The organism is Aeoliella fuhlenseeensis, from assembly GCF_052161615.1.
GTDB lineage: Bacteria > Planctomycetota > Planctomycetia > Pirellulales > Lacipirellulaceae > Aeoliella.
Genome location: NZ_CP197417.1, coordinates 5,604,722 through 5,623,770, shown reverse-complemented (window position 1 = coordinate 5,623,770; position 19,049 = coordinate 5,604,722). Strand labels below are relative to the sequence as shown.

Below are 19,049 nucleotides of genomic sequence, written 5' to 3'. Positions count from 1 at the left end.
CCGCTGGGACCAACCAAACCAACGATTAAACAGGCACCAATTGATAGCTTGAACGTGGATCGACTCGCCCTGGTGACTAGCCTAGAGGTTGAGGCTCCGCGGTACCCGAACTCTCCTTTTCCAGTCTGACGTTCTTAAGTCCTTCTACCGCACCTTGTTGAGGTTAATCATGTCCAGCTTGTTTCATCGAACGCTGACGAGCGTACTTGCCCGCACGGCCCTAGGGATGGTGTTAATGGGGGTGGCGAGTACATCTCTTGCCGCCGAGCTGTTTTGGAGAACGGATGGCGTCACCAGCGACTGGATCACCGGCCCCTGGTCACTCACCGATGGGGGGACGCTCAATCAGACTTGGAGCTCCGGCGACTCTGCTCGCTTCACAGCGAATTCGCTAGTTAGTGTGCCCATCCCAACGGCAACCGTGGAGTTCAACACCATCACTGTGGACCCCGGAGTGAATGTCACTGTTTCCTCGGGCACCGTCGAAAATCCCTTTACCTTCAGCACTGGCGGGCTCCTTGGCACCTTCAATGTTGGCGAAGGCGGGGTGCTCGACATGGGAAGTAGTCTATTTATTAGCAACGCTGGCAATACGGCCTTCGAAAAGAACGGTCCTGGCATTTTGTCGTTCCGAGGCACAGCTCCGTCGGACTTCGATAACACTCCGTACAGTGGAGGGTTTACCCTGAACGAAGGGACCGTCATCTTCCGAGGTGCAGGAACGTTAGGGGACGGCCCGCTGGTGATCAACGGCGGCACGATCATGGCGAGCGGAGGGAATCGCACCGCGCCAAACACCTCGATGGCCATCAATGGCAATTTCACCATTGGAGGAAGCACTACGGGGCTTACAAATGGCGACGGTCAAATGAATCGTACGATTACCTTCTCGGCCCCCACGGTGAACTTGGGTGGAGGCAATCGCACCATCACCATTGGCAACGATGTCGTCAATACCATTTCCGGCGTGGTCGACAATGGTGCCGTGACGGTTATGAACGCTATGGTGGGTGAGAATCCCGTCCCAGGATCTCTCGCGTTTACCAATGCCAATACCTACAGCGGCGGCACGTTTGTGTCTGCCGGTCAATTCCGTATCGGCAACGATGCCGCCGCCGGCACGGGCACTATTTACCTGAACGGTGGTGTCCTGAACTCGGTGAACGCGGCAGGTGCTCAGGTCACCTACACGGTCTCGAATCCGATCGAGGTACTTGCGGATTCCTTCATCACGGCCGTTGGCGGCACCGGCTCGAGCACACGTGCAAACTTGGATTTCAGAGGGCAGATCACCGGCAGCGCCCGACTAACTTTCGACTCACTTTTCGACACGTCTGTGAACACGGGTGCCATTAACGTTTACGATGATCTCGCTGACTTCACTGGCGTCCTGGAGGTCAACCATCGCGATACGGCCAACGGCGGAACGGGGACTCGCACCATGGGCACCTTGCGATTCCTCGCCCCATCCCTCCCGAGCGCGACGTATGGGGGGCTTTCGGTGCAAGATTTTTCGTCGCAGCGATTTGAGTTCAATGGAGCAACCAATTTCGCTTCCAACGGCGTCTCATCTCGTTTCAATGACGATGCGACCGAAGGCACCACCGATGTCATGGTAGTTCAGATCGGTGAATTATCGGGCGATGGCGGCTACCTGCTCACTCAAGGGGGCACTAGTGACACCTTCGAACGAGTGGTGCTCGAAATCGGCCATTTGGGCACCGAGGTAGTCTTCGATGGGGGCTTCCGTGGAGCAAGGACCGACTTGGTGAAAGTCGGGACGGGGGCGCTCACACTCAGTGGGCGTAACGCCTTCACGGGAACTACTACCGTTCGCAGTGGTGAGCTGATCGTCGCTGACGATGCCCCTAACATCAATATGTCGACCACCGGCGACATCGTGCAGGGCGATGGCATCTTCGACAATTCGGTCACCGCGGACGCCAGCACGGACTTTCTCACCTACGCGACGGAAACCGAGGGCATTGATACGGTCGGAACAATCCAGGAACTTCAAGATGGAGACCGCGTCACCATCGGCTACGGTACTGGTATCGGCTTATCGGCTTCGTCCGAATGGTTCGTGGTGAACGCTTCAGGCTCGGGCTTGGCACGTACGTTCCAGTTGTCGGCTACCGAAGGGGGCACCCCTGCCGACATTACCGCCGCCGGGACCGGTGTGCGTGTTTATCCACTCTCGACGCTAGGTGCCGATTTCAGTCCCATCCAGGTTGGCGACACCGGCTCCGCCGCTGGCCACCTTCCAACAGGTGCCTCGGAGACCGTCGGCTTCCTGACCGGTGCAGCGGCGACCATCGATCGCCCCATCAACGTCAACAACGTTGGCGCTGGCACCACGCTCGGCGGAACGACCGACCACAACTCGACGTTCACAGGCAACGTGACACTGGGCAAGAGCGTCGAACTGACTTCGGCCTCGGTGACCGACGACAACACCGTGACGTTCAGCGGGGTGATTTCCGGTGCAGGAGCTGGCATCACCAAGGTCGGCCCGGGTAGCGTGACACTGAGTGGGCTCAACACCTACACCGGCAACACAGTGGTCGAAGAGGGCACTTTAAGCATTACCAATAACAGCACGCTCGCCAACACGGCCGATGTCTTGCTGTCGAGTGGTGTGCTATTGGACCTCGACTTCACCGGCAGCGACACCATCAACTCGCTGTTCATTAATGGCAATTTGGCAGCCTCGGGAACTTGGGGCTCACTCGCTTCGACCGCCACCAACAAGTCGCCATTGTTCGACGGACTGGGCATGCTCAACGTGCTGGTTGGTGCCGCCGGGCAAATTGGCGACTTCAACGGCGATGGCATGGTGAATCTCGCCGACTACACCGTGTGGCGTGACAATCTGGGTGCTCCCGAGTCCGCCCTGGCGAATCCCGGCAACAACAACGGCATCGTCGACGCGGGCGACTACACCGCCTGGAAGAGTAACTTCGGCGCTGGCTCGGGATCGGTCCAGGCTTCGAGCTCGGTGGCAGTTCCTGAACCCACAGGGTTCGTGGTTCTCTTGGGACTCCTTGGAATCGCTGTAGCCACACATCGGATCCGTGTTTCGTAAACGAAAGCGGGTGCAAGCACACGGCCTGAGGGGTTGGGCAGCATCCCCCCAGCCGTGTGCTGCACGCCTTCTGCTCTTTTTGAATTACTTTCAAACGCTTAAGGGATTAGAGTCATGGGTACCCCCCGACCCGCCTCGATTGCGAGACGAACGAGCTTGCCGTTCATGCGACACAGTGGCTTCACACTAGTTGAACTTTTGGTGGTGATCGCCATCATCGGCATTCTAGTCGCACTTCTACTGCCGGCCGTGCAAGCCGCCCGCGAAGCCGCGCGGCGGACGCAGTGCCTCAACCAAGTGAAGCAGCAGTCGCTCGGTTGCCACTTGTACGCCGACGCCCACAAGGCATTTCCGATTGGCGCCAATCCTGTCAATCAGATCGCATGGCGGGCCTACATTATGCCGTACATCGATCAAGAGCCGTTGTACGACACGATGAAGCAGTACAACGCCTTCGAGCCCGGTACTGTCAGCGGCGGTTCTGATAACGGAGGCGAATCGTATCCCCCGGGCAAACTGCATCGAGGTCAGTTTTTCTCGGCTGAGTATCGCATCGGGATGTTTCTTTGCCCCAGTCATGGATCCGAGGAGGAGTTGACCACGAAAACCTCCGCTGAGCTCAACAATGGCAGGAGGACCTATTCCGCCCATTACGTTGGCGTCGCGGGCCCGCGTCCAGCGACAGACGATACCTCCGGAAACAGCATTTATCGCCAGAATCCGAAGCACCGCGATTACGACAAGAACAAACCGACGTCTTGGCCTGCCACCACTTACAATGGTTCTTCGGACCACGGATTGTTGGTTTATGCCTACGAAGTCAAGCCAAGCCGTGCCACGGATGGACTCTCCAACACGCTAATGATTGGCGAAGCATTCATTAGCCTTGAAGAAAGCGGGGGAGGCGATGCATGGATTCGCGGTACCGCGTTTGGCAGTCCTGCCGCGAAGAACGACCCCTACACCGCGTCGATCAAGAACGTCCGCTACGCCATCAACACACCTCGCGCTGGAATCGACCTTAGGAATCACGTCCCCTTCGGATCGTCGCACCCAGGTGGTGCTCACTTCGCGATGGGGGATGGATCGGGGTCGCTCGTGTCGGAGGACATCGACATGGCCGTCTACCGCGGACTTGCGAGTCGTGACCTCGGCGAAGCCGTGAGCCTTCCCTAGCTCTCAGGTCTCTTATCCGTTTCCCTTCGTGTCAGGTGGACCTATGCCAAGCGGTACCCATAGCGGTGGAATGCGTCTAGCGATCGTCGCCTCTTGCCTTTTGGTCCTGATGGTGGGTTGTAACAAACCCAAGTCGGATCGCATGACCATCGAAGGTGCCGTCACCTGGAAGGGCCAACCAGTCCCGGCAGGGCGTGTGTACTTCACGCCCGATGAGTCCAAAGGGGGCAGCGGTCCTCAGGGGTACGCCATGATCGTCAATGGTCGTTACGACACGGGCGAGGAAAAGAGCAAAGGCTGTCATGTCGGTCCTCATTTCGCTGAAGTCCATGGCTTCGACGGCCAGGGTAGCGAAGGGTTTGGTTCACCGTTGTTCGCTCCGTATTCGATCTCCATCGAAGTCCCCGCCGATGGGGGAACCATCGATCTCGAAGTGCCGGCCGACGCCCGACCGCCCATCGAGGCGGGCGAAGAGTAGAATCCGAGAATAGATGGGGGAGCGGGCAGCGGCGCGGCTTGGAACACCGCGGCGATCGCAGCGTCTTCATGCGGACGAACTCCGCGCATCCCGAACAGAGAAGTAATAGGTAACGGCTAGCGATGAATAAGATAGTGGCAGACGGGGCGTGGGCATGGTTGCTGGTGGGAAGCATGCTCTCCATGGGGGCCGCCCACGCACTCACCATCCGCAATCTCACCACAGGCACCCTCCTCTTCTCCGACAACTTCGAGGGTGCTGCGGCGAGTCCGGCCTTGTTTCCTGATACATCGGGCGACTTCGATCCGGTGGCCTCGGTAGGGTCGTGGCAGATTACAGGCGACTTGCTCACCGATCCCGAGCCGGCCAGTCACGACATCCAAGTGACTTCGTCCGCTTTGTCACCCGATCCGTTCGGGGGAGCGTATCAAGGCACCAAGTACCTGCGCGTCGACCGAAGCACCTCTACCATGACCGGCGCCTACGCTAAGTTATCTAGCCCCGCCGCCACGGCAGGCGATTGGATTCGCGTTGAGGGCATGTTCGGCACTGCGCGGAACCTTACGACCAACGGTGGCATTGGACTTCGTGGCACGGGCAACCAGGAGATTTTCAGCATCAACCTCGACAACGATGGAACAGTAGACATCGCGGGCACTAACAGCGGATTGTCGCACTCCACCGGACAATGGAACCACGTGGTTTTTGATTACCACGTCGGGGCCTCAAGGTTCGACCTCTCCGTGAATGGCGAGGTTCTAACCGACGTTCCCATTTTAACTGCCAACCCTCCGACCAGTGTCGAATCGCTGCGGATGCACGCCGCCGCTCGCACCGGAAGCAGCGGCACCGCCGTCGGACCAGTGTACGTCGACGCCGTCACCGCGAAACCCACCGCCCGCGTTGATCGCACCACGGGCAACGTCACGTTGCAGAACCTCTCCGGCACTAGCGCAAACATCGTGGGCTACACGCTCCTTTCGCCGAATGGTGCGCTCAATGCCAACGCATGGACGACCATCACCGACAACTACGATGCCAATAGTGGCGGCTCGGTCGACAACAACGACATTTGGCTCGAACTCGTCAACGCTGCTACGAATTCTCAGGCGCTCGGCGAGATCGAGTTTGGCACCGTCAACCACGATGGCGCGACGCTCGCCAACAATCAGTCGATCAACCTGGGCAACGTTTGGCTGCGTGGGCCATTCGAAGACGTGCAGCTCGAAGTGCTGTTCGGCGATGGCACCGTGCTTACCACGCCCGCGTACTACGTCGGGGCGAGCCCGTTGCCCTTTGGCGACCTCGACCTCGATGGCGACATCGACGTGCTCGACTTTCGCAACGCCCTGGTTCCTAATTTCGGCATGTCGACCGCCTCGCTCCCCGGCATGCAGCGGTATCTGAAGGGCGACCTCAACGACAACGGCAGCGTTGACCTGTTCGACTTTCTCAGGCTCAACTCACTCTACACGGCGGCGAATCCAGGTGCGGGTGCGCTGTCCCTCGAAGCGGTGATGGTCCCAGAGCCTAGCTCGATCGTCGCCGCGATGTTTGGCTTCGTGGCATTTGTTGTTGGGAGATTCAAGCCAGTCCGCACGATCTGCGGCTTGCTGCTCGCAGTCGTTGCCGGCATAGCCACCCCGGCGGAGGCAGTGACGGTTCGCAATCTGGCCACCGGCGAAATTTTGTTCTACGACGACTTCGAAGGCCTTGCGAATAACGTCAGCCACACGGCGTTCCTCGATCCAGCAACCACGTCCGGTGACTTTGATCCTGTTGCGCACGTCGGTACGTGGTTACAGGGTGGTACGGGGCAAACTCCTCCGCTGGAAGGCGTCGAAGAAAATATCCAGGTCACCGACTTTAAAGATGCCAACAATCCCGGCGCATTTCAGGGTTCCAACTACCTGCGGGCCGATCGTTGGGGCAGCACCGGCGAACAGACGATGCGTTCGCTCGCCAACCTTTCGGCGACGCAAACCGTCGCTGGCCACCGCATTCGACTCGACATGGTGTACGCCATCCCTACGAACGCGACGAGCTCGAACGCTGGCTTCGGACTTCAGTCTCTGCCCACCGACAATCCCAACACTCAGACCGTCACAACAACTCTATTCCGTAACACTGGCGGAATTCGTAGTACGATTGGCAAGGGCATTGGTTCCGGCGACAATGACACCACCGATCCCGCGTCGATGGCTTTTGCCCACACGCGTGGCGAGTGGGCCCGCGTGACGGTTGAGTACACCATCGGCGAGACGACCTACGATCTTACCGTTAACGGCATCACTGAGAACGACCTGGAACTTCGCTGGGAGTTTGCCGACTTTCCCAATCAGACCGCCGTGCCCACTTCTATTGGCGGCTTCATGCTATTTGCCGGTAGCCGTAGCCAGACTCTGAGCAACATCGGTACTGGCTTCGCCGATGCCATTCCGGATCTTAGCCTGCTTGTGAATAAGAACAGCGGTGAGGTCATCCTTCAGAACGACCTGCCCACATCCGTCGCCATCGATGCCTATCGCTTGTCCAGCGCCTCAGGCTCCCTCAATCCTACGGGGTGGACGAGTCTCGACGATCAAGACTTCCAAGGCAACCTCGCTTGGGCGCAGCTCGACAACGCCGCAACGGCGCTCTCGGAAGGATATACGGCGGGTGCGTCGTCTCTCGCCTCGGGCGCTGCGCTCTCGCTCGGTAGCGCCTTCAAGACAACCGGCGGCAGCGAAGACCTCGTGCTCGAAGTCCACCTCGCCGGCACCGACGATGCCGTTCTAGTGGAGTCGAAGAACATCACCTACATCGATGGCCTCGATGGCGACTACAACGGCGACGGCACCGTGAATCTCGCGGACTACACCGTCTGGCGCGACGCCCTTGGCAGCCACTCGGTCTTGGCCAACGACATCACGCCCGGGTACGTTTCGCCGACGGACTACCTGGTTTGGAAGTCGAACTTCGGGGCCAGCGGTGCCGGCATCGCCTCGGGCCTTGGCGTGGCCACGGTGCCCGAACCCGCGACGGCACTCACCCTCGTCCTGGCTCTAGTCGGCCATGCGGGATGGCGTCGGCGGTTGGTTCCACCCACGTAACCGCATTTGACCGGGCGTTTTGCGAGGGGGGAATGGCAGTCGTTACAACCTCGATTTTCGCACCATCCCGCAGCACCCCGGCGGTTTCGCACCCGCCGGCCGCGCCGCAACCATATCGAGCCTCCGAGGGCCGGGGTATAATCGAGTTTTCCTCGATGATTCCGTCCCCCCTTCGGCTCTCTGGCTCCCCATGCTCCACGTTCTTGTCACCGGTGCGGCTGGATTCGTGGGCTACCATCTTGCCCGGCGACTCCTGGCAGATGGGCATCGGGTGACCGGTGTCGATAATTTCTGCCCCTACTACAGCGTCGAGCTCAAGCGAAATCGCCTCGCCCAGCTCGCTCCCAACCCGAATTTCCAGTTCGTCGAACTCGAACTCGCCGACCGCCCCGCGGTGGCCGAGCTCTTCACGGCCCATCGGTTCGACCGCGTAGCGCACCTCGCAGCTCAGGCCGGTGTGCGGTACTCGATCGACAACCCCGCGGCCTACATCGACAGCAACTTGGTAGCCCTTGGCAACGTGCTTGAGGGATGCCGGCATCAGCAGTCGGGGCACTTGGTGTTCGCTTCCAGCAGTTCGGTGTACGGGGCGAACAAGAAGTCGCCGTTCTCGACCGCCGACCGCGTCGACCACCCCGTGAGCCTGTACGCGGCGACAAAGAAGGCGGGCGAGTTGATGGCCCACACCTACAGCCACCTGTACGAACTGCCGACCACCTGCCTGCGGTTCTTCACGGTGTACGGCCCGTGGGGTCGCCCGGACATGGCGATCTACAAGTTCACCGAAGCCATGCTCGCCGGCCGGCCGATCGACGTTTACAACCAGGGCCAGATGCGCCGCGACTTCACGTACGTGGACGATATCGTCGAAGGAGTTGTCCGAGTGCTCGCCCTACCGCCGGTGCGCGGCGAAGTCCGCGCGAGCGACACCGCCTCGGATACGAAGGACTCGGAGACCGATGCCCCGTTCCGCTTGTACAACATCGGCAACCACCAGCCGGTGACACTCGACGAGCTGATCACGACGCTCGAGAGTTCGCTAGGCCTCACCGCCGAGCGCCGGCTATTGCCCCTTCAGCCCGGCGATATGGTCGAGACCTACGCTGATATTGGCTCGCTGACGGCCGACACGGGATTCCGCCCCACCACGCCGCTGGCCACGGGCATCCAGGCCTTCGTAGAGTGGTACCGCGAGTACCACGCTTAGCCGCCGTTTGCCGGCCACCCGTTCAAGACAAACGTTCCTCGGACAATTCTCCATCGCCAGCCAAGCCTACCTATGAAAGAGTCCCTTCGCAAAGCCTTGCACAAGATCCTGGGCAGCCCCCCGCAGTTGTCGGTGCCGCACTGGCGTCGTCCGGTAGATACGCTGGAGCCCCGCGCGGAGTTCCTCGATATGGCCGTGTGCAATATCGAAATCGGAACGCGTAACGAGTCGAAGCCGGCGTCGGGCCCGGCGGACGACACCCTGCTGGGCGACTACCTGGAGTTTGGCGTCTGGCGTGGCGACGCGTTTATTCACACGTACAAGCGCGCCGAGCGTCGCATTCCCACCATGCGATTCTTTGCATTTGATTCGTTCGAGGGCTTGCCCGAGATCGAGGGAATTGACGCCGGCGGCGAGTTTCACCAAGGCCAATTCGCCTGTAGTCAAGACGATTTCACCAACAGGCTCCGCAATACGGGCGTCGACTTGCGTCGGTGCGTGATGGTTCCCGGCTGGTTCGATAAATCCCTCACGGACGAAGTGAAGCAGCAACATCAGTTGCACGTTGCCTCGATTGCTTACATCGATTGTGATCTGTACGAGTCCTGCGCGCCAGTGATGAAGTTTCTGACGAGCTTGGTGCGGCAGGGAACGATCTTGATCTTCGACGACTGGTACCACTTCCGGGCCGATCCGACCCGCGGCGTGCAGCGTGCTACCAACGAATGGCTCGCCGCCAATCCGTCGTTCTCACTTATTCCATGGTTTGATATCTCGCATCACGGCAAGGCGTTCTTCGTGAATATCACGACACTCTAAGTTCTTCACTCGCGTGTGATTGTTGGTTAATAACTTTTCGCTGGACCCAGCATCTCGATAAAAAAGAAGAAGGTAATTGGAATGGCCGAAGCGGATGTTTACGATCGGCGCTATTCAGGCGACTATCGCCAGCACTTGTCTGGATATGAGATCGCGCGTTGGAAAGCGCTAAAGCACTTCATAACGCGTGTGCTGAAGCTCGGCGGATCTCAGAGTGTCCTTGATTACGGGGCGGGCCGCGGATTGCATCTACCACTTTGGCAAGAAGTATTTCCAAATGCTGAGTTGTCGTTTTGCGACATCAGCGGGGTGGCCAGAAACCACTTTGCGAACGATTTTCCAAAGTATGCAGATCGCTACTACTTGATCGATGACCCCGTCACTCCAATTCCGCAGCAGACGTTCGATGTGGTCGTGTCGGTGGAAGTCATGGAGCACGTCGCCGACCTCGACAAGTACCTCACTTCCATCCATCGGGCGCTGAAGCCTGGCGGGTATTTTGTTTGGACGACACCGTGTGCCAACCGGATGAGCATAGAGCACATCGTGGGGGTGTTAACGGGAAAAATTCATACGACGGCCGAAGGGTATCGCCGCTGGAGTTGGGAGGATCCTACGCATGTGAGGCGACTTCGCACTGATGAGATAGTAGAGCGATTGTCCCAAACGGGCTTCGTCGAGCCCCGCTTTCGTTTTCGGGCGCATCTTTTTTCCATGATCTGCACGAATTTTCCAGGTAGTTTTGGTCGAGGAGTGCGGGACGAGATGATGACATGGGATTACCAGCTCTTTCGCTGCCTTCCCAATGCGGCGTCAATGTTGGGCGCGGCGAGAACGACAGAGGTGAGACCACCAGAGTAGCAACCAGCGTAGCAAACGCTGTGAACTGCTATCGCCCTATCACTGTCAGTAGATAACAACTGAAACCTACATGAGTTACGACCTCGGTCCTTCCCATCAACGACTTACCTCCTGGCTGCTGCATGCCTGGAGCGGCACGTCGTGTGGTCTCCACGCCGCTGGGCCGCCCCGCTTGATGCCGACTTGCTTTGGCGTTCTGGCTGCTGAATGCAATGGCCAGCTGGGGAAGTTCAGCGAAGAACGGCGCGACGCGGTAGCAGACTACATTCTTGGACATCAGCAATCGGACACAGGCTTATTCGTCGATGGCCTCGTAGAAAAGAGCCACATTTCGTTGCACACGCCGCGGTACATTTATCTGCAACATACTTACTTCGCACTGCACGCTCTTGACGCGCTGGCACGCGAGCCCAACCACCCGGTGTATTGGAGCGAGCGGATGAAATCGCTCGAGTACATGCGAGGATGGTTTGATGGCGGTCCCTGGCATAGTCCATGGCTGCATAGCAATCACTTCATGTTTATTCTTACCTTCTTGCAGCAGCTCCACGAGCGCGAAGGCGATCAAGACGCACTCTCTACCTTCGATGCCATTCTCGACTATCTCGATGCTCGCCAAGACCCCCAAACCGGGACGTGGCAGCCCGAATGCTGGCGTGACGACCAGCATGCCATATTCGCGGGCTATCACTTTTTGCCCTACTACTTCTGGCGTGGCCGCCGGCCGCCGTTCGTCGAGCAGCAGATCGACACCACACTCGGTATCCAATCCGCCGACGGATTCTACCTGCCCGGTGGTGGCGCGTGCGAAGACCTTGATGCCGTGCATACCCTGGTGATGATGGCCATGATCTCCGATCATCGCGCGGACGACGTGAAGCAAAGCCTATTGCGATGTGCTCGCGCCATCCTCACCCACCAGAACGCCGATGGTGGCTTCTCGAACTACAGTATTCGTCGCGAGGGCCTCGCAAGCCGGTGGATGAGGCGAACGAATGCCGACCAGGTTTTCTTGCGAAGAAACTTAGTTAAGCGAACTTGGAACTACAGCAGTTGGAAGCCATTGGCTTGTCCCCTGGACGCGTCCGATATGTGGAGTGCTTGGTTCCGGCCCTTATCGCTAATTCTCATCGCCGACCTCTATCCGAGCGACTTCACCGGCCAGTGGACTCCCACCTACCGCCGCATCCCGGGATTAGGTTGGCACGACCCCGTGGCGATTCGCGGCGCTGTACCGACTGGAAATCAAGGAGGGTAGCGAAGCCGCCCATGCGCCAGTCCAGCGTTCTCGCCGTCAACACGCTCGCCGTGTACCTTCGCATGGCACTCACGGTGCCCATGGGCATCCTGCTGGTGCGCTACGCGTTCGGCGGACTGGGGGAAGTCGACTTCGGGCTATGGAGCGCCATCGGAGCGAGCACGGCACTCATCGCCGTCGTCACGGCGTCTCTTACGAATAGCGGACAACGCCACCTCGCCTTTGCCATTGGAACCGGGGATCAAGAGCAACTGCGGCAAGTGTTTCGCAGCGTGCTGGCGGTATTCTGGCTCACCGGATTAGTGGTGCTAGCGATGGGCTTGCTCCTCACGCCGCTGGTTCTCGCGGGATTGACCATTCCGGAAGATCGTTTGGCGGCTGCGCGAGTGGTGTTTTGGATGCTGCTAGTCAACTTGGCGGTGCAGGCCGCGACGACCCCTTACCGCGCGTACTTGAGCTCGCATCAAATGATGCCTCTCGTTGCAACCGTCGAGTTCGTGCAAAGTGCCCTCTCGCTCGCCAACGCATGGTGCCTTCGCTACTACACGGGTGACAAACTCATCATCTACGCCACGGTCGAAGCAATCATGATTCTCCTCACCGCGGCGTATCTCATCGCCGCAACGCTGCGTCGGGTGCCTGGTGCCAGATGCCTGCCGCGAAACGTGCGACGTGGCGACCTGGTCGAGGTCGGCGCGTTTGCCTTCTGGAGCTTCCTGGGCAACATGGCGAGCACGCTCCGCAGTCAAGGAGCGGTAATCCTCGTCAACGTGGTGTTCGGCCCCGTCGCCAACTCCGCGGTCGCCCTTGCCGTGCGGGCGCACGGGTTTATCTATCGTGCGGCGCAGTCTCTTAACATCTCGCTGGCACCGGCGATTGCTACCCACGCAGGTCAGCAGAATACGGGCGCGGTGCTCAGGCTCATGAACCTCGGGTGCAAGCTTCCCTTCGTCGCGGCGTCGATCTTGTTTGCCCCCTTCGTGCTCGAAACCGACTACCTGCTGCAACTGTGGCAGGCGCGTCCAGTGCCTAGTGAAACATCGCTGCACACGCAGTGGCTATGTGGTATGGCGCTCGCCGGCGTCATGACCTGGGGCCATCACTTGGTGCTGGAGGCTCAAAATAAACTGGGTCGACTCACCATTTGGCTGCTAGTGAGCATCGCCGTGTCGCTGTTGCTCGCGTTTATCGGCTGCAAGTATCTGTCGTGGCCGGCTTGGAGCGTGTCGATGATTATGTGCCTCTCGACGATGTTCGTGTCGTGGTGGCTGCGTCCCTGGATCGTGGCTCAGGTGCTTGGCATTCGAATAAGGCAAGTTCTGATGACGTCGGTCGTGCCGATGATCGCCGCTATCGTCCCGGCGATGGCGGTCGCCGTGGCGATTCACGTTGCTCTTCCTGAAGGAGCAATGCGGCTGGCAGCGGTGACGTTCGTGTTTGCGGCGGTCATGGCACCCTTGGTGTGGTTCGTCACCTTCGATGCCTCGGAGCGTGTCGCGTTCGCCGACATTTTCCGTCGTGGTTATTCCAAGTTGGTCCGTCGGTAAGTCGTCCGCATGCCCACCCCTCGCATCTCGGTCCTGATGAGCGTCTACAACGGCGAGCGGTACCTCCGCCCGGCGATGGATAGCCTCGTCGCGCAGACATTCGCCGATTTCGAGCTGATCGTCGTCGACGACGGATCAACCGACGCTTCCCCCCAGACGCTCGACGAGTACGCCGCGGCCGACGCGCGAATCCGTGTCGTCCATCAAGCGAACCGCGGCCTTACGCGTTCGCTCAACCATGCCCTGTCCCTCGCCACGGGGGAGTACATCGCCCGCATGGACGCCGACGACATTTGCTTCCCCGAGCGATTCGCCCGGCAGGTGGCGTACATGGACCTGCATCCCGAGGTCCTCTGCCTAGGCACCGGCTACGAAGCGATCGACGCCGAGGGCAACTCGTTGGGGCCTCGCCGGATGAGTGAAGACCCAGCGATGCTCGATCGCTCCCACCTCGCGGGCAACACGTCGCTCGCCCACCCCACGATCCTCGTGCGCCGTGACGCGATGCTCCAAATCGGCGGATACGACGAGGCGTACAAGACCACCCAGGACCTCGACCTCTTCCTGCGACTCGCCGAGCTGGGAACCGTCGTCAACATCGACGAGCCACTGCTTTACTACCGCTGGCACGACGAGAACGTCAGCGTTCGCAAGGTCGACCAACAGGACCTCGACACGACGGCGATCGTCGCCGCTGCGCATCGTCGGCGCGGCTTACCCATCCCGAAAGGGATGCCCCAGGCGCGGTGGACGTTCCGCCGCGTGATGGCACGCAAGTACGCCCTCGCCGGCGACCGGCGACAAGCCGTGCGCTTCGCCTGCCAGGCAATCCGCATCCGGCCGCTGAACTTGCGAAGCTGGTACACTCTCTTCCTCACGTTGACAAGCTGCGTTCCTCAACGCCGAGACCCTCGAAAAGGGAAGAACTAGAGCATGGTAGATTTGTCGATTCTCATCTGCACGCACAATCGAGCAGGGTTACTCGCGGAGACACTCGCCTCTCTACAAAGCTTGCGTGTCCCGACTAACGCGACCGTCGATCTAATCGTGGTAGCGAATGCATGTACGGACGACACGCAAAGCGTTGCAGAACGAGCGTTTGCAGAAATCCCTTTTTCTTGTCGGCTTGTCGCTGAACCGGTGCCCGGCCTTAGCGTTGCGCGAAATCGAGCCGTTGACGAGTCGACCGGTCGCATTTGTGCATTTCTTGATGACGACGTTCAAGTAGCCGAAGGATGGCTCTCAGCCATGATGGACGCATTCGAAGGTACCGACGTGGCGATAGCTACCGGGCGTGTTCAACTCTGGTGGAAGGATATCGAACGCCCAGCCTGGATGAATTCACGCTGTGAGTCGTATCTGTCTTGTCGAGATCTTGGTGATAGAGATTGCCGAATTGAGAGCTCATTCCTTGTGATAGGTTGCAATTTCGCCTTTCTCCGTAGCGTTTACGAGCAGATCGGGCCTTTCCGCACCGATTTGGGCCGCATAGGGCTTGGGATGCTCGCAGGCGAGGAGACAGAGTTTAGTGAACGTGCGATGAAAAGAGGTTCGCAGATCGCCTATGTGGCGAATGCGGCGATCCTCCACTACGTATCGCCGCAACGAGCGACCATCGAATATTTACTCACGGCTGCCTACGGAAGAGGCGTGTCCAATTCCCTCACCACCCCAACTCACACCTGGTTCCGATTCGGACGCCAAGCGTTGGGGCAAGCTTGGCTGATGTTGCAAGGAACCTTGGAACGCGTTGCGGGAGTTGTAACCAACAATCCGTCTAAGGCTATTTCAGGGGCCCTACTTGCAGCAATCGGTCGCGGCGGTTTCGCCGGAATGTATCAACGAATGCGCCGAAAATCGCGAGGTTAGTTTGCAGATCTCAATTCGTTGAGGGACCCTACGCAAACAACTCGCTAATCACCTGCCCGCCGTTGGCGATTTTCATGGGGCGGCCGTTATTCGAGGTGAACGTGGTTTGAAGCGAGATGCCCATGGCTTGGCAGACGGTCGCCATCAGGTCTTCGGACGAGTAGGGTTGCGACTCGACCTGCGTGCCATCGGCGCTGGTTTCGCCCACGGCGAGGCCGCCTTGGATGGGACCACCACCCACCACCGCGCTCCACGCGCGGGCGTAATGGTCGCGGCCGGCGTTGCCGTTGATCCGCGGGGTACGTCCGAACTCGCCCATCCAGATGACGACGGTGCTTTCCAAGAGGCCACGCTGGTAGAGGTCTTCCATCAGCGCGCCCATTGCCTTGTCCATCTCCGGCAGCTTCGTGTCGAGCGTCGTGAAGCAGTTCTGGTGCAGGTCCCAGCCACCCATGTTCACTTCGACGAACGGCACACCAGCCTCGACCAGTCGCCGAGCCAGCATGCAGCCGCGGCCGAAACCGCTGTTGCCGTACAGGTCCTTCATTTCCTGCGGCTCGCTATCGACCTTGAACGCCTTCATCTGGTCGCTGGTTAAGAGGCGACTCGTCTTGCTGAGCACCTTGGCATGATCGGTCGCCGCCATACCGCGGCGTTCGCTTATGAACTGGGTCTCGATGGTTTCGAGAAGCGCAAATCGCTGGGCGAGGCGTTGCTCTTGGATTTGCATGTCGAGGTCACGGATGCGGCCGTTCGAATCGACCTGGAACGGCGCGTACGCCATGCCAAGGAAGCCGGGGCCTTCGCTGCCGCCGCCGACGGAGACGAACAGCGGGATCTCGAGGTCCGGCAGTTGGCTCTCCATCTCGTGGGCTACCACCGAGCCGTAGCCCGGGTGCAAGATGTTAGGGCTGGGGACGTAGCCGGTGTGCATGTAGTACCGGCCGCGCTCGTGATCGGCTTCGCGGGTGCTCATCGAGCGGACGACCGACAACTTGTCCATGTGCTTGGCGATCATCGGCAACTTGTCGCTGATCTGGGCGTTACCCGCCGTGCCCATCGCCCGCGAGGGACCACCGGTCGGCGCGCCGGACTTCACGTCCCAGATGTCGATGGTGGGAGGGCCGCCACCCATCCACAATAGGATCGCGCTCTTGTGATTCTTCCGCAGCGTGTCTTCTGCCGCGCGAACGCTCGACGTGAGCGACATCGCCGGCAGCGCGAGTGCACTCGCCCCCGCCAAGTGGCTCATGAAATGACGACGGCTCATTCCCAGTGGCGTGCGAAAAGGCATCATGGCAAGGTTCCGGAAAGAGAGGCTTGGGGTTGGCGATTGAGCCGGGTTGCGTAAGCGCCCGGAGCTAGTGAATCAAAATAAACTCGTTGCTATTCAGCAGCGCCCACCAAATGTCGCGGAGGGCTTCGGGGGTGTTTCCTTCACGGGCGGCGAGCAGTTTGTTGCAGATCAGCACTTCGTCGCGCGAGGGGCTGCGAGCGAGGGCAGCTTGGTACAGGTGCTCGATTCGCTTGGGGTTCGTGAGCTCGCTGCCGGTCGCCACCTTGTGCAGGAAGCTTCCCTCGGCGCACTCGGTGGCTTTCTTCACCAGGTCACCGTTCATCATCATCAGCGCTTGCGGGATCGATCCATTGAACGTGGTCGCCTCGCTGCCGTCGTCGGTACCGAAGGCGGTGTTGAACTGGCCGAGCCATTCCTGCTTCATCCGCTCGCGTTCGTCGTACGCCAGCGACTCGTCCGCCGCGGTGGCCGTTAGCAGCGATTCGTACAACTGCTCGGCCTGCATCTGACGCAGGTAGAAGTGACTAAACATCGGCCGGGCGCCGAGGTTTGGATCGTCGCTCTGGTTGTCACGCGTCATGCGACTCGACAGGCTGTAGGCTTCGCTGAGGGTGATCCAGCGCATTAGTTCTTTGAGGTCGAAGCTCGAACTGCGGAACTCGTCGGCCAGGTACTTGAGCAACTCGGGGTGCGTCGGCGGGTTGTGAGGACCCATGTCGTACACGGGCTTCGTGAAGCCATAGCCGAGGAAGTGGCTCCACGCGCGATTGACGCCCGACATGGCAAACTCGTCGGATCCGAGAATCAGGTCGGCGAGTTCCTGCCGGCGATTGACGTCTTCGATGTAACCGCTGTCGCCAAAGTTCTCGCCTTTGTCGACGTACTTCTCGGCGAGCGACGTGCCGTTCACAAACACGGGGTAGGCGACCTTCAGCTTGCCGTTACGCAGTTCGTAGTAGAGCTCGGCCTTCGCCGGATCGCCCCCTTCGCCGGCGAAGTCGCGGTCGACCACCTTGGCGTAGGAACGATTGTTGGCGTTGGCCATCTGCTGGCGATCGATGCGCGTTTGGCGAAAGAACGCGTTGAGTTCCCAGAATTGATTCTGCTTGTACTCGTTGAACGGGTGGTTGTGGCACTGGGTGCAACCCACCGCGATGCCGAGGAAAATCTCGGAAGTCTTCGACGTGGCTTGCACGCCGTTCTCGTCCATCTTGTCGGCGAGGAAGTTCGCGGCTCCGTTAAAGTCGGAGTCGCCCGGCTGGCAACTTCCGGTGGCGGTGATCAGCTCTTCGGCAAGTTGGTCGTACTTCTTGTTCTTCTGAAACGCGCGACGCAGGTACTGCTGCATGCCGCCGCGAACCGCGAGCGAGTTGTTGTCGACGCCGCCCGTGCGGCCGATCAGCGTGTTGGTCCATAGCGTGGTCCAATTGCGTGCGTACTCTTCGAGGTACTCGTCGCTGAGCAATCGATCGACCAACTGCTCGCGTTTGTCTTCACTACGATAGTTGGTGAAGCTCTCGAGTTCGTCGACCGTCGGCACGCGGCCCACCAGATCGAGATACACACGCCGACACCACTCGGCATCGGTCGCGGGCTTCGAAGGTTTCACGCCCGCGGCTTGCCAACCTTCGCGCACGTGGCGATTGATCTCGGCGACTTGCTTGAGGCCATAGCTGTTGAGCGAATCGGCATCGCCCGCAGGGGTCGAGGCCGTGGGGGCCGCGAGCACACTGGTTGAGAGTGCTAATGTAAGGGCAATCGCTCCTAGAGCGCGCGCGGTAAGTACGTAGGTTGCCTTCATGCCCATCACGCTCATGCCTACTGAGCTGCTCCGTATTCGCTGAAAAGATCGCACCGCCCCGCTGTCTCTATTCTATCCGCTTGCTCTCGGCAGACGTAACGGATAATCGCCGCAAATTGCGATCGCGTTCGAGCGTCGCACGATTCGATCGCCGATCCGAGTCGCCGGGGCTTTGAGCTGGTCACCGGTGGGGGCGTGTCTCAAATCGATCCGGCAGGCCCCGAGGCCGTCTGCGAATTCGCAAAAGTTTTTTTCGGAGGGTGGGGGCGAGGTTATTCCCGGCGGCCCCGTTGAGGCGGAATTGCTGTTGCATAATCGAACAGATGTTCAATTTTGCAACACCTAAAACGCAACAGGCGGGTCGAAGCGGAGTGTTCCGGTCGCTTCGACCCGCCCAAGAGTTGGAAGCCTCGAAGGGTCGCGAACGCTCAATGGGGGGAGGGAGCAGTTCGCTAAGTGCTTGAGATATCGAGGTTTCCAACAAAATCGCTGCGTTTGCCTCTTCGTCTTACCGACCCCTAGCTCTTCTCTGTTCCGGCCCCGCGACTTTCGTCGCATT

13 protein-coding genes are annotated in these 19,049 nt (G+C 59.6%); 11 read left to right on the top strand and 2 right to left on the bottom strand.

What is annotated here, in order from left to right:
- The first annotated feature begins 169 nt into the window (after positions 1–169).
- From SH292x_RS22125 to SH292x_RS22075, 11 genes are all read left to right on the top strand, one after another.
- Entirely contained in the window at positions 170–3,085 is a 2,916-nt protein-coding gene (locus SH292x_RS22125; protein ID WP_442483200.1) for a beta strand repeat-containing protein, read from the top strand.
- A gap of 114 nt (positions 3,086–3,199) precedes the next feature.
- Positions 3,200–4,261, top strand: coding sequence for a DUF1559 family PulG-like putative transporter (locus SH292x_RS22120; protein ID WP_442483199.1), 1,062 nt, complete (start codon positions 3,200–3,202; stop codon positions 4,259–4,261).
- Between the two features lie 43 nt (positions 4,262–4,304).
- On the top strand, positions 4,305–4,739 hold the full coding sequence (locus SH292x_RS22115) for a hypothetical protein (protein ID WP_442483198.1): 435 nt from the start codon (positions 4,305–4,307) through the stop codon (positions 4,737–4,739).
- Positions 4,740–4,861: 122 nt separating this feature from the next.
- The gene (locus tag SH292x_RS22110) at positions 4,862–7,831 is read left to right on the top strand and encodes a PEP-CTERM sorting domain-containing protein (protein WP_442483197.1); all 2,970 of its coding nucleotides are present in this window, start codon (positions 4,862–4,864) and stop codon (positions 7,829–7,831) included.
- A gap of 190 nt (positions 7,832–8,021) precedes the next feature.
- Positions 8,022–9,038 (top strand): NAD-dependent epimerase/dehydratase family protein, encoded by a 1,017-nt coding sequence (locus tag SH292x_RS22105; RefSeq protein WP_442483196.1) that lies wholly within the window; start codon positions 8,022–8,024, stop codon positions 9,036–9,038.
- A gap of 72 nt (positions 9,039–9,110) precedes the next feature.
- Positions 9,111–9,857, top strand: coding sequence for a TylF/MycF/NovP-related O-methyltransferase (locus SH292x_RS22100; protein ID WP_442483195.1), 747 nt, complete (start codon positions 9,111–9,113; stop codon positions 9,855–9,857).
- An 81-nt stretch (positions 9,858–9,938) separates the two neighbouring features.
- Positions 9,939–10,718: a class I SAM-dependent methyltransferase gene (locus tag SH292x_RS22095; protein WP_442483194.1), complete on the top strand. Its 780-nt coding sequence runs from the start codon at positions 9,939–9,941 to the stop codon at positions 10,716–10,718.
- Positions 10,719–10,788: 70 nt separating this feature from the next.
- Positions 10,789–11,976, top strand: coding sequence for a hypothetical protein (locus SH292x_RS22090; protein ID WP_442483193.1), 1,188 nt, complete (start codon positions 10,789–10,791; stop codon positions 11,974–11,976).
- Between the two features lie 11 nt (positions 11,977–11,987).
- Positions 11,988–13,523, top strand: a complete 1,536-nt coding sequence (locus SH292x_RS22085; RefSeq protein ID WP_442483192.1) for a hypothetical protein — start codon at positions 11,988–11,990, stop codon at positions 13,521–13,523.
- A 9-nt stretch (positions 13,524–13,532) separates the two neighbouring features.
- The gene (locus SH292x_RS22080) at positions 13,533–14,453 is read left to right on the top strand and encodes a glycosyltransferase family 2 protein (protein ID WP_442483191.1); all 921 of its coding nucleotides are present in this window, start codon (positions 13,533–13,535) and stop codon (positions 14,451–14,453) included.
- A 3-nt stretch (positions 14,454–14,456) separates the two neighbouring features.
- Positions 14,457–15,392, top strand: coding sequence for a glycosyltransferase family 2 protein (locus tag SH292x_RS22075; RefSeq protein WP_442483190.1), 936 nt, complete (start codon positions 14,457–14,459; stop codon positions 15,390–15,392).
- 28 nt (positions 15,393–15,420) lie between these two features.
- Here the strand turns inward: SH292x_RS22075 and SH292x_RS22070 are convergent, their stop codons facing one another.
- Together SH292x_RS22070 and SH292x_RS22065 are read right to left on the bottom strand one after the other, a co-directional pair.
- A complete protein-coding gene (locus tag SH292x_RS22070; RefSeq protein WP_442485879.1) occupies positions 15,421–16,686 on the bottom strand; it encodes a DUF1501 domain-containing protein in 1,266 nt (421 codons plus the stop codon).
- A gap of 67 nt (positions 16,687–16,753) precedes the next feature.
- Positions 16,754–18,490 (bottom strand): DUF1549 domain-containing protein, encoded by a 1,737-nt coding sequence (locus SH292x_RS22065; RefSeq protein WP_442483189.1) that lies wholly within the window; start codon positions 18,488–18,490, stop codon positions 16,754–16,756.
- Between the last annotated feature and the right edge of the window lie 559 nt (positions 18,491–19,049).

Bases quoted from the DNA above. Each gene is read 5' to 3' on its own strand.
- SH292x_RS22125 (WP_442483200.1), top strand. From the start codon at position 170: ATGTCCAGCTTGTTTCATCGAACGCTGACGAGCGTACTTGCCCGCACG.
- SH292x_RS22120 (WP_442483199.1), top strand. From the start codon at position 3,200: ATGGGTACCCCCCGACCCGCCTCGATTGCGAGACGAACGAGCTTGCCG.
- SH292x_RS22115 (WP_442483198.1), top strand. From the start codon at position 4,305: ATGCCAAGCGGTACCCATAGCGGTGGAATGCGTCTAGCGATCGTCGCC.
- SH292x_RS22110 (WP_442483197.1), top strand. From the start codon at position 4,862: ATGAATAAGATAGTGGCAGACGGGGCGTGGGCATGGTTGCTGGTGGGA.
- SH292x_RS22105 (WP_442483196.1), top strand. From the start codon at position 8,022: ATGCTCCACGTTCTTGTCACCGGTGCGGCTGGATTCGTGGGCTACCAT.
- SH292x_RS22100 (WP_442483195.1), top strand. From the start codon at position 9,111: ATGAAAGAGTCCCTTCGCAAAGCCTTGCACAAGATCCTGGGCAGCCCC.
- SH292x_RS22095 (WP_442483194.1), top strand. From the start codon at position 9,939: ATGGCCGAAGCGGATGTTTACGATCGGCGCTATTCAGGCGACTATCGC.
- SH292x_RS22090 (WP_442483193.1), top strand. From the start codon at position 10,789: ATGAGTTACGACCTCGGTCCTTCCCATCAACGACTTACCTCCTGGCTG.
- SH292x_RS22085 (WP_442483192.1), top strand. From the start codon at position 11,988: ATGCGCCAGTCCAGCGTTCTCGCCGTCAACACGCTCGCCGTGTACCTT.
- SH292x_RS22080 (WP_442483191.1), top strand. From the start codon at position 13,533: ATGCCCACCCCTCGCATCTCGGTCCTGATGAGCGTCTACAACGGCGAG.
- SH292x_RS22075 (WP_442483190.1), top strand. From the start codon at position 14,457: ATGGTAGATTTGTCGATTCTCATCTGCACGCACAATCGAGCAGGGTTA.
- SH292x_RS22070 (WP_442485879.1), bottom strand. From the start codon at position 16,686: ATGCCTTTTCGCACGCCACTGGGAATGAGCCGTCGTCATTTCATGAGC.
- SH292x_RS22065 (WP_442483189.1), bottom strand. From the start codon at position 18,490: ATGAAGGCAACCTACGTACTTACCGCGCGCGCTCTAGGAGCGATTGCC.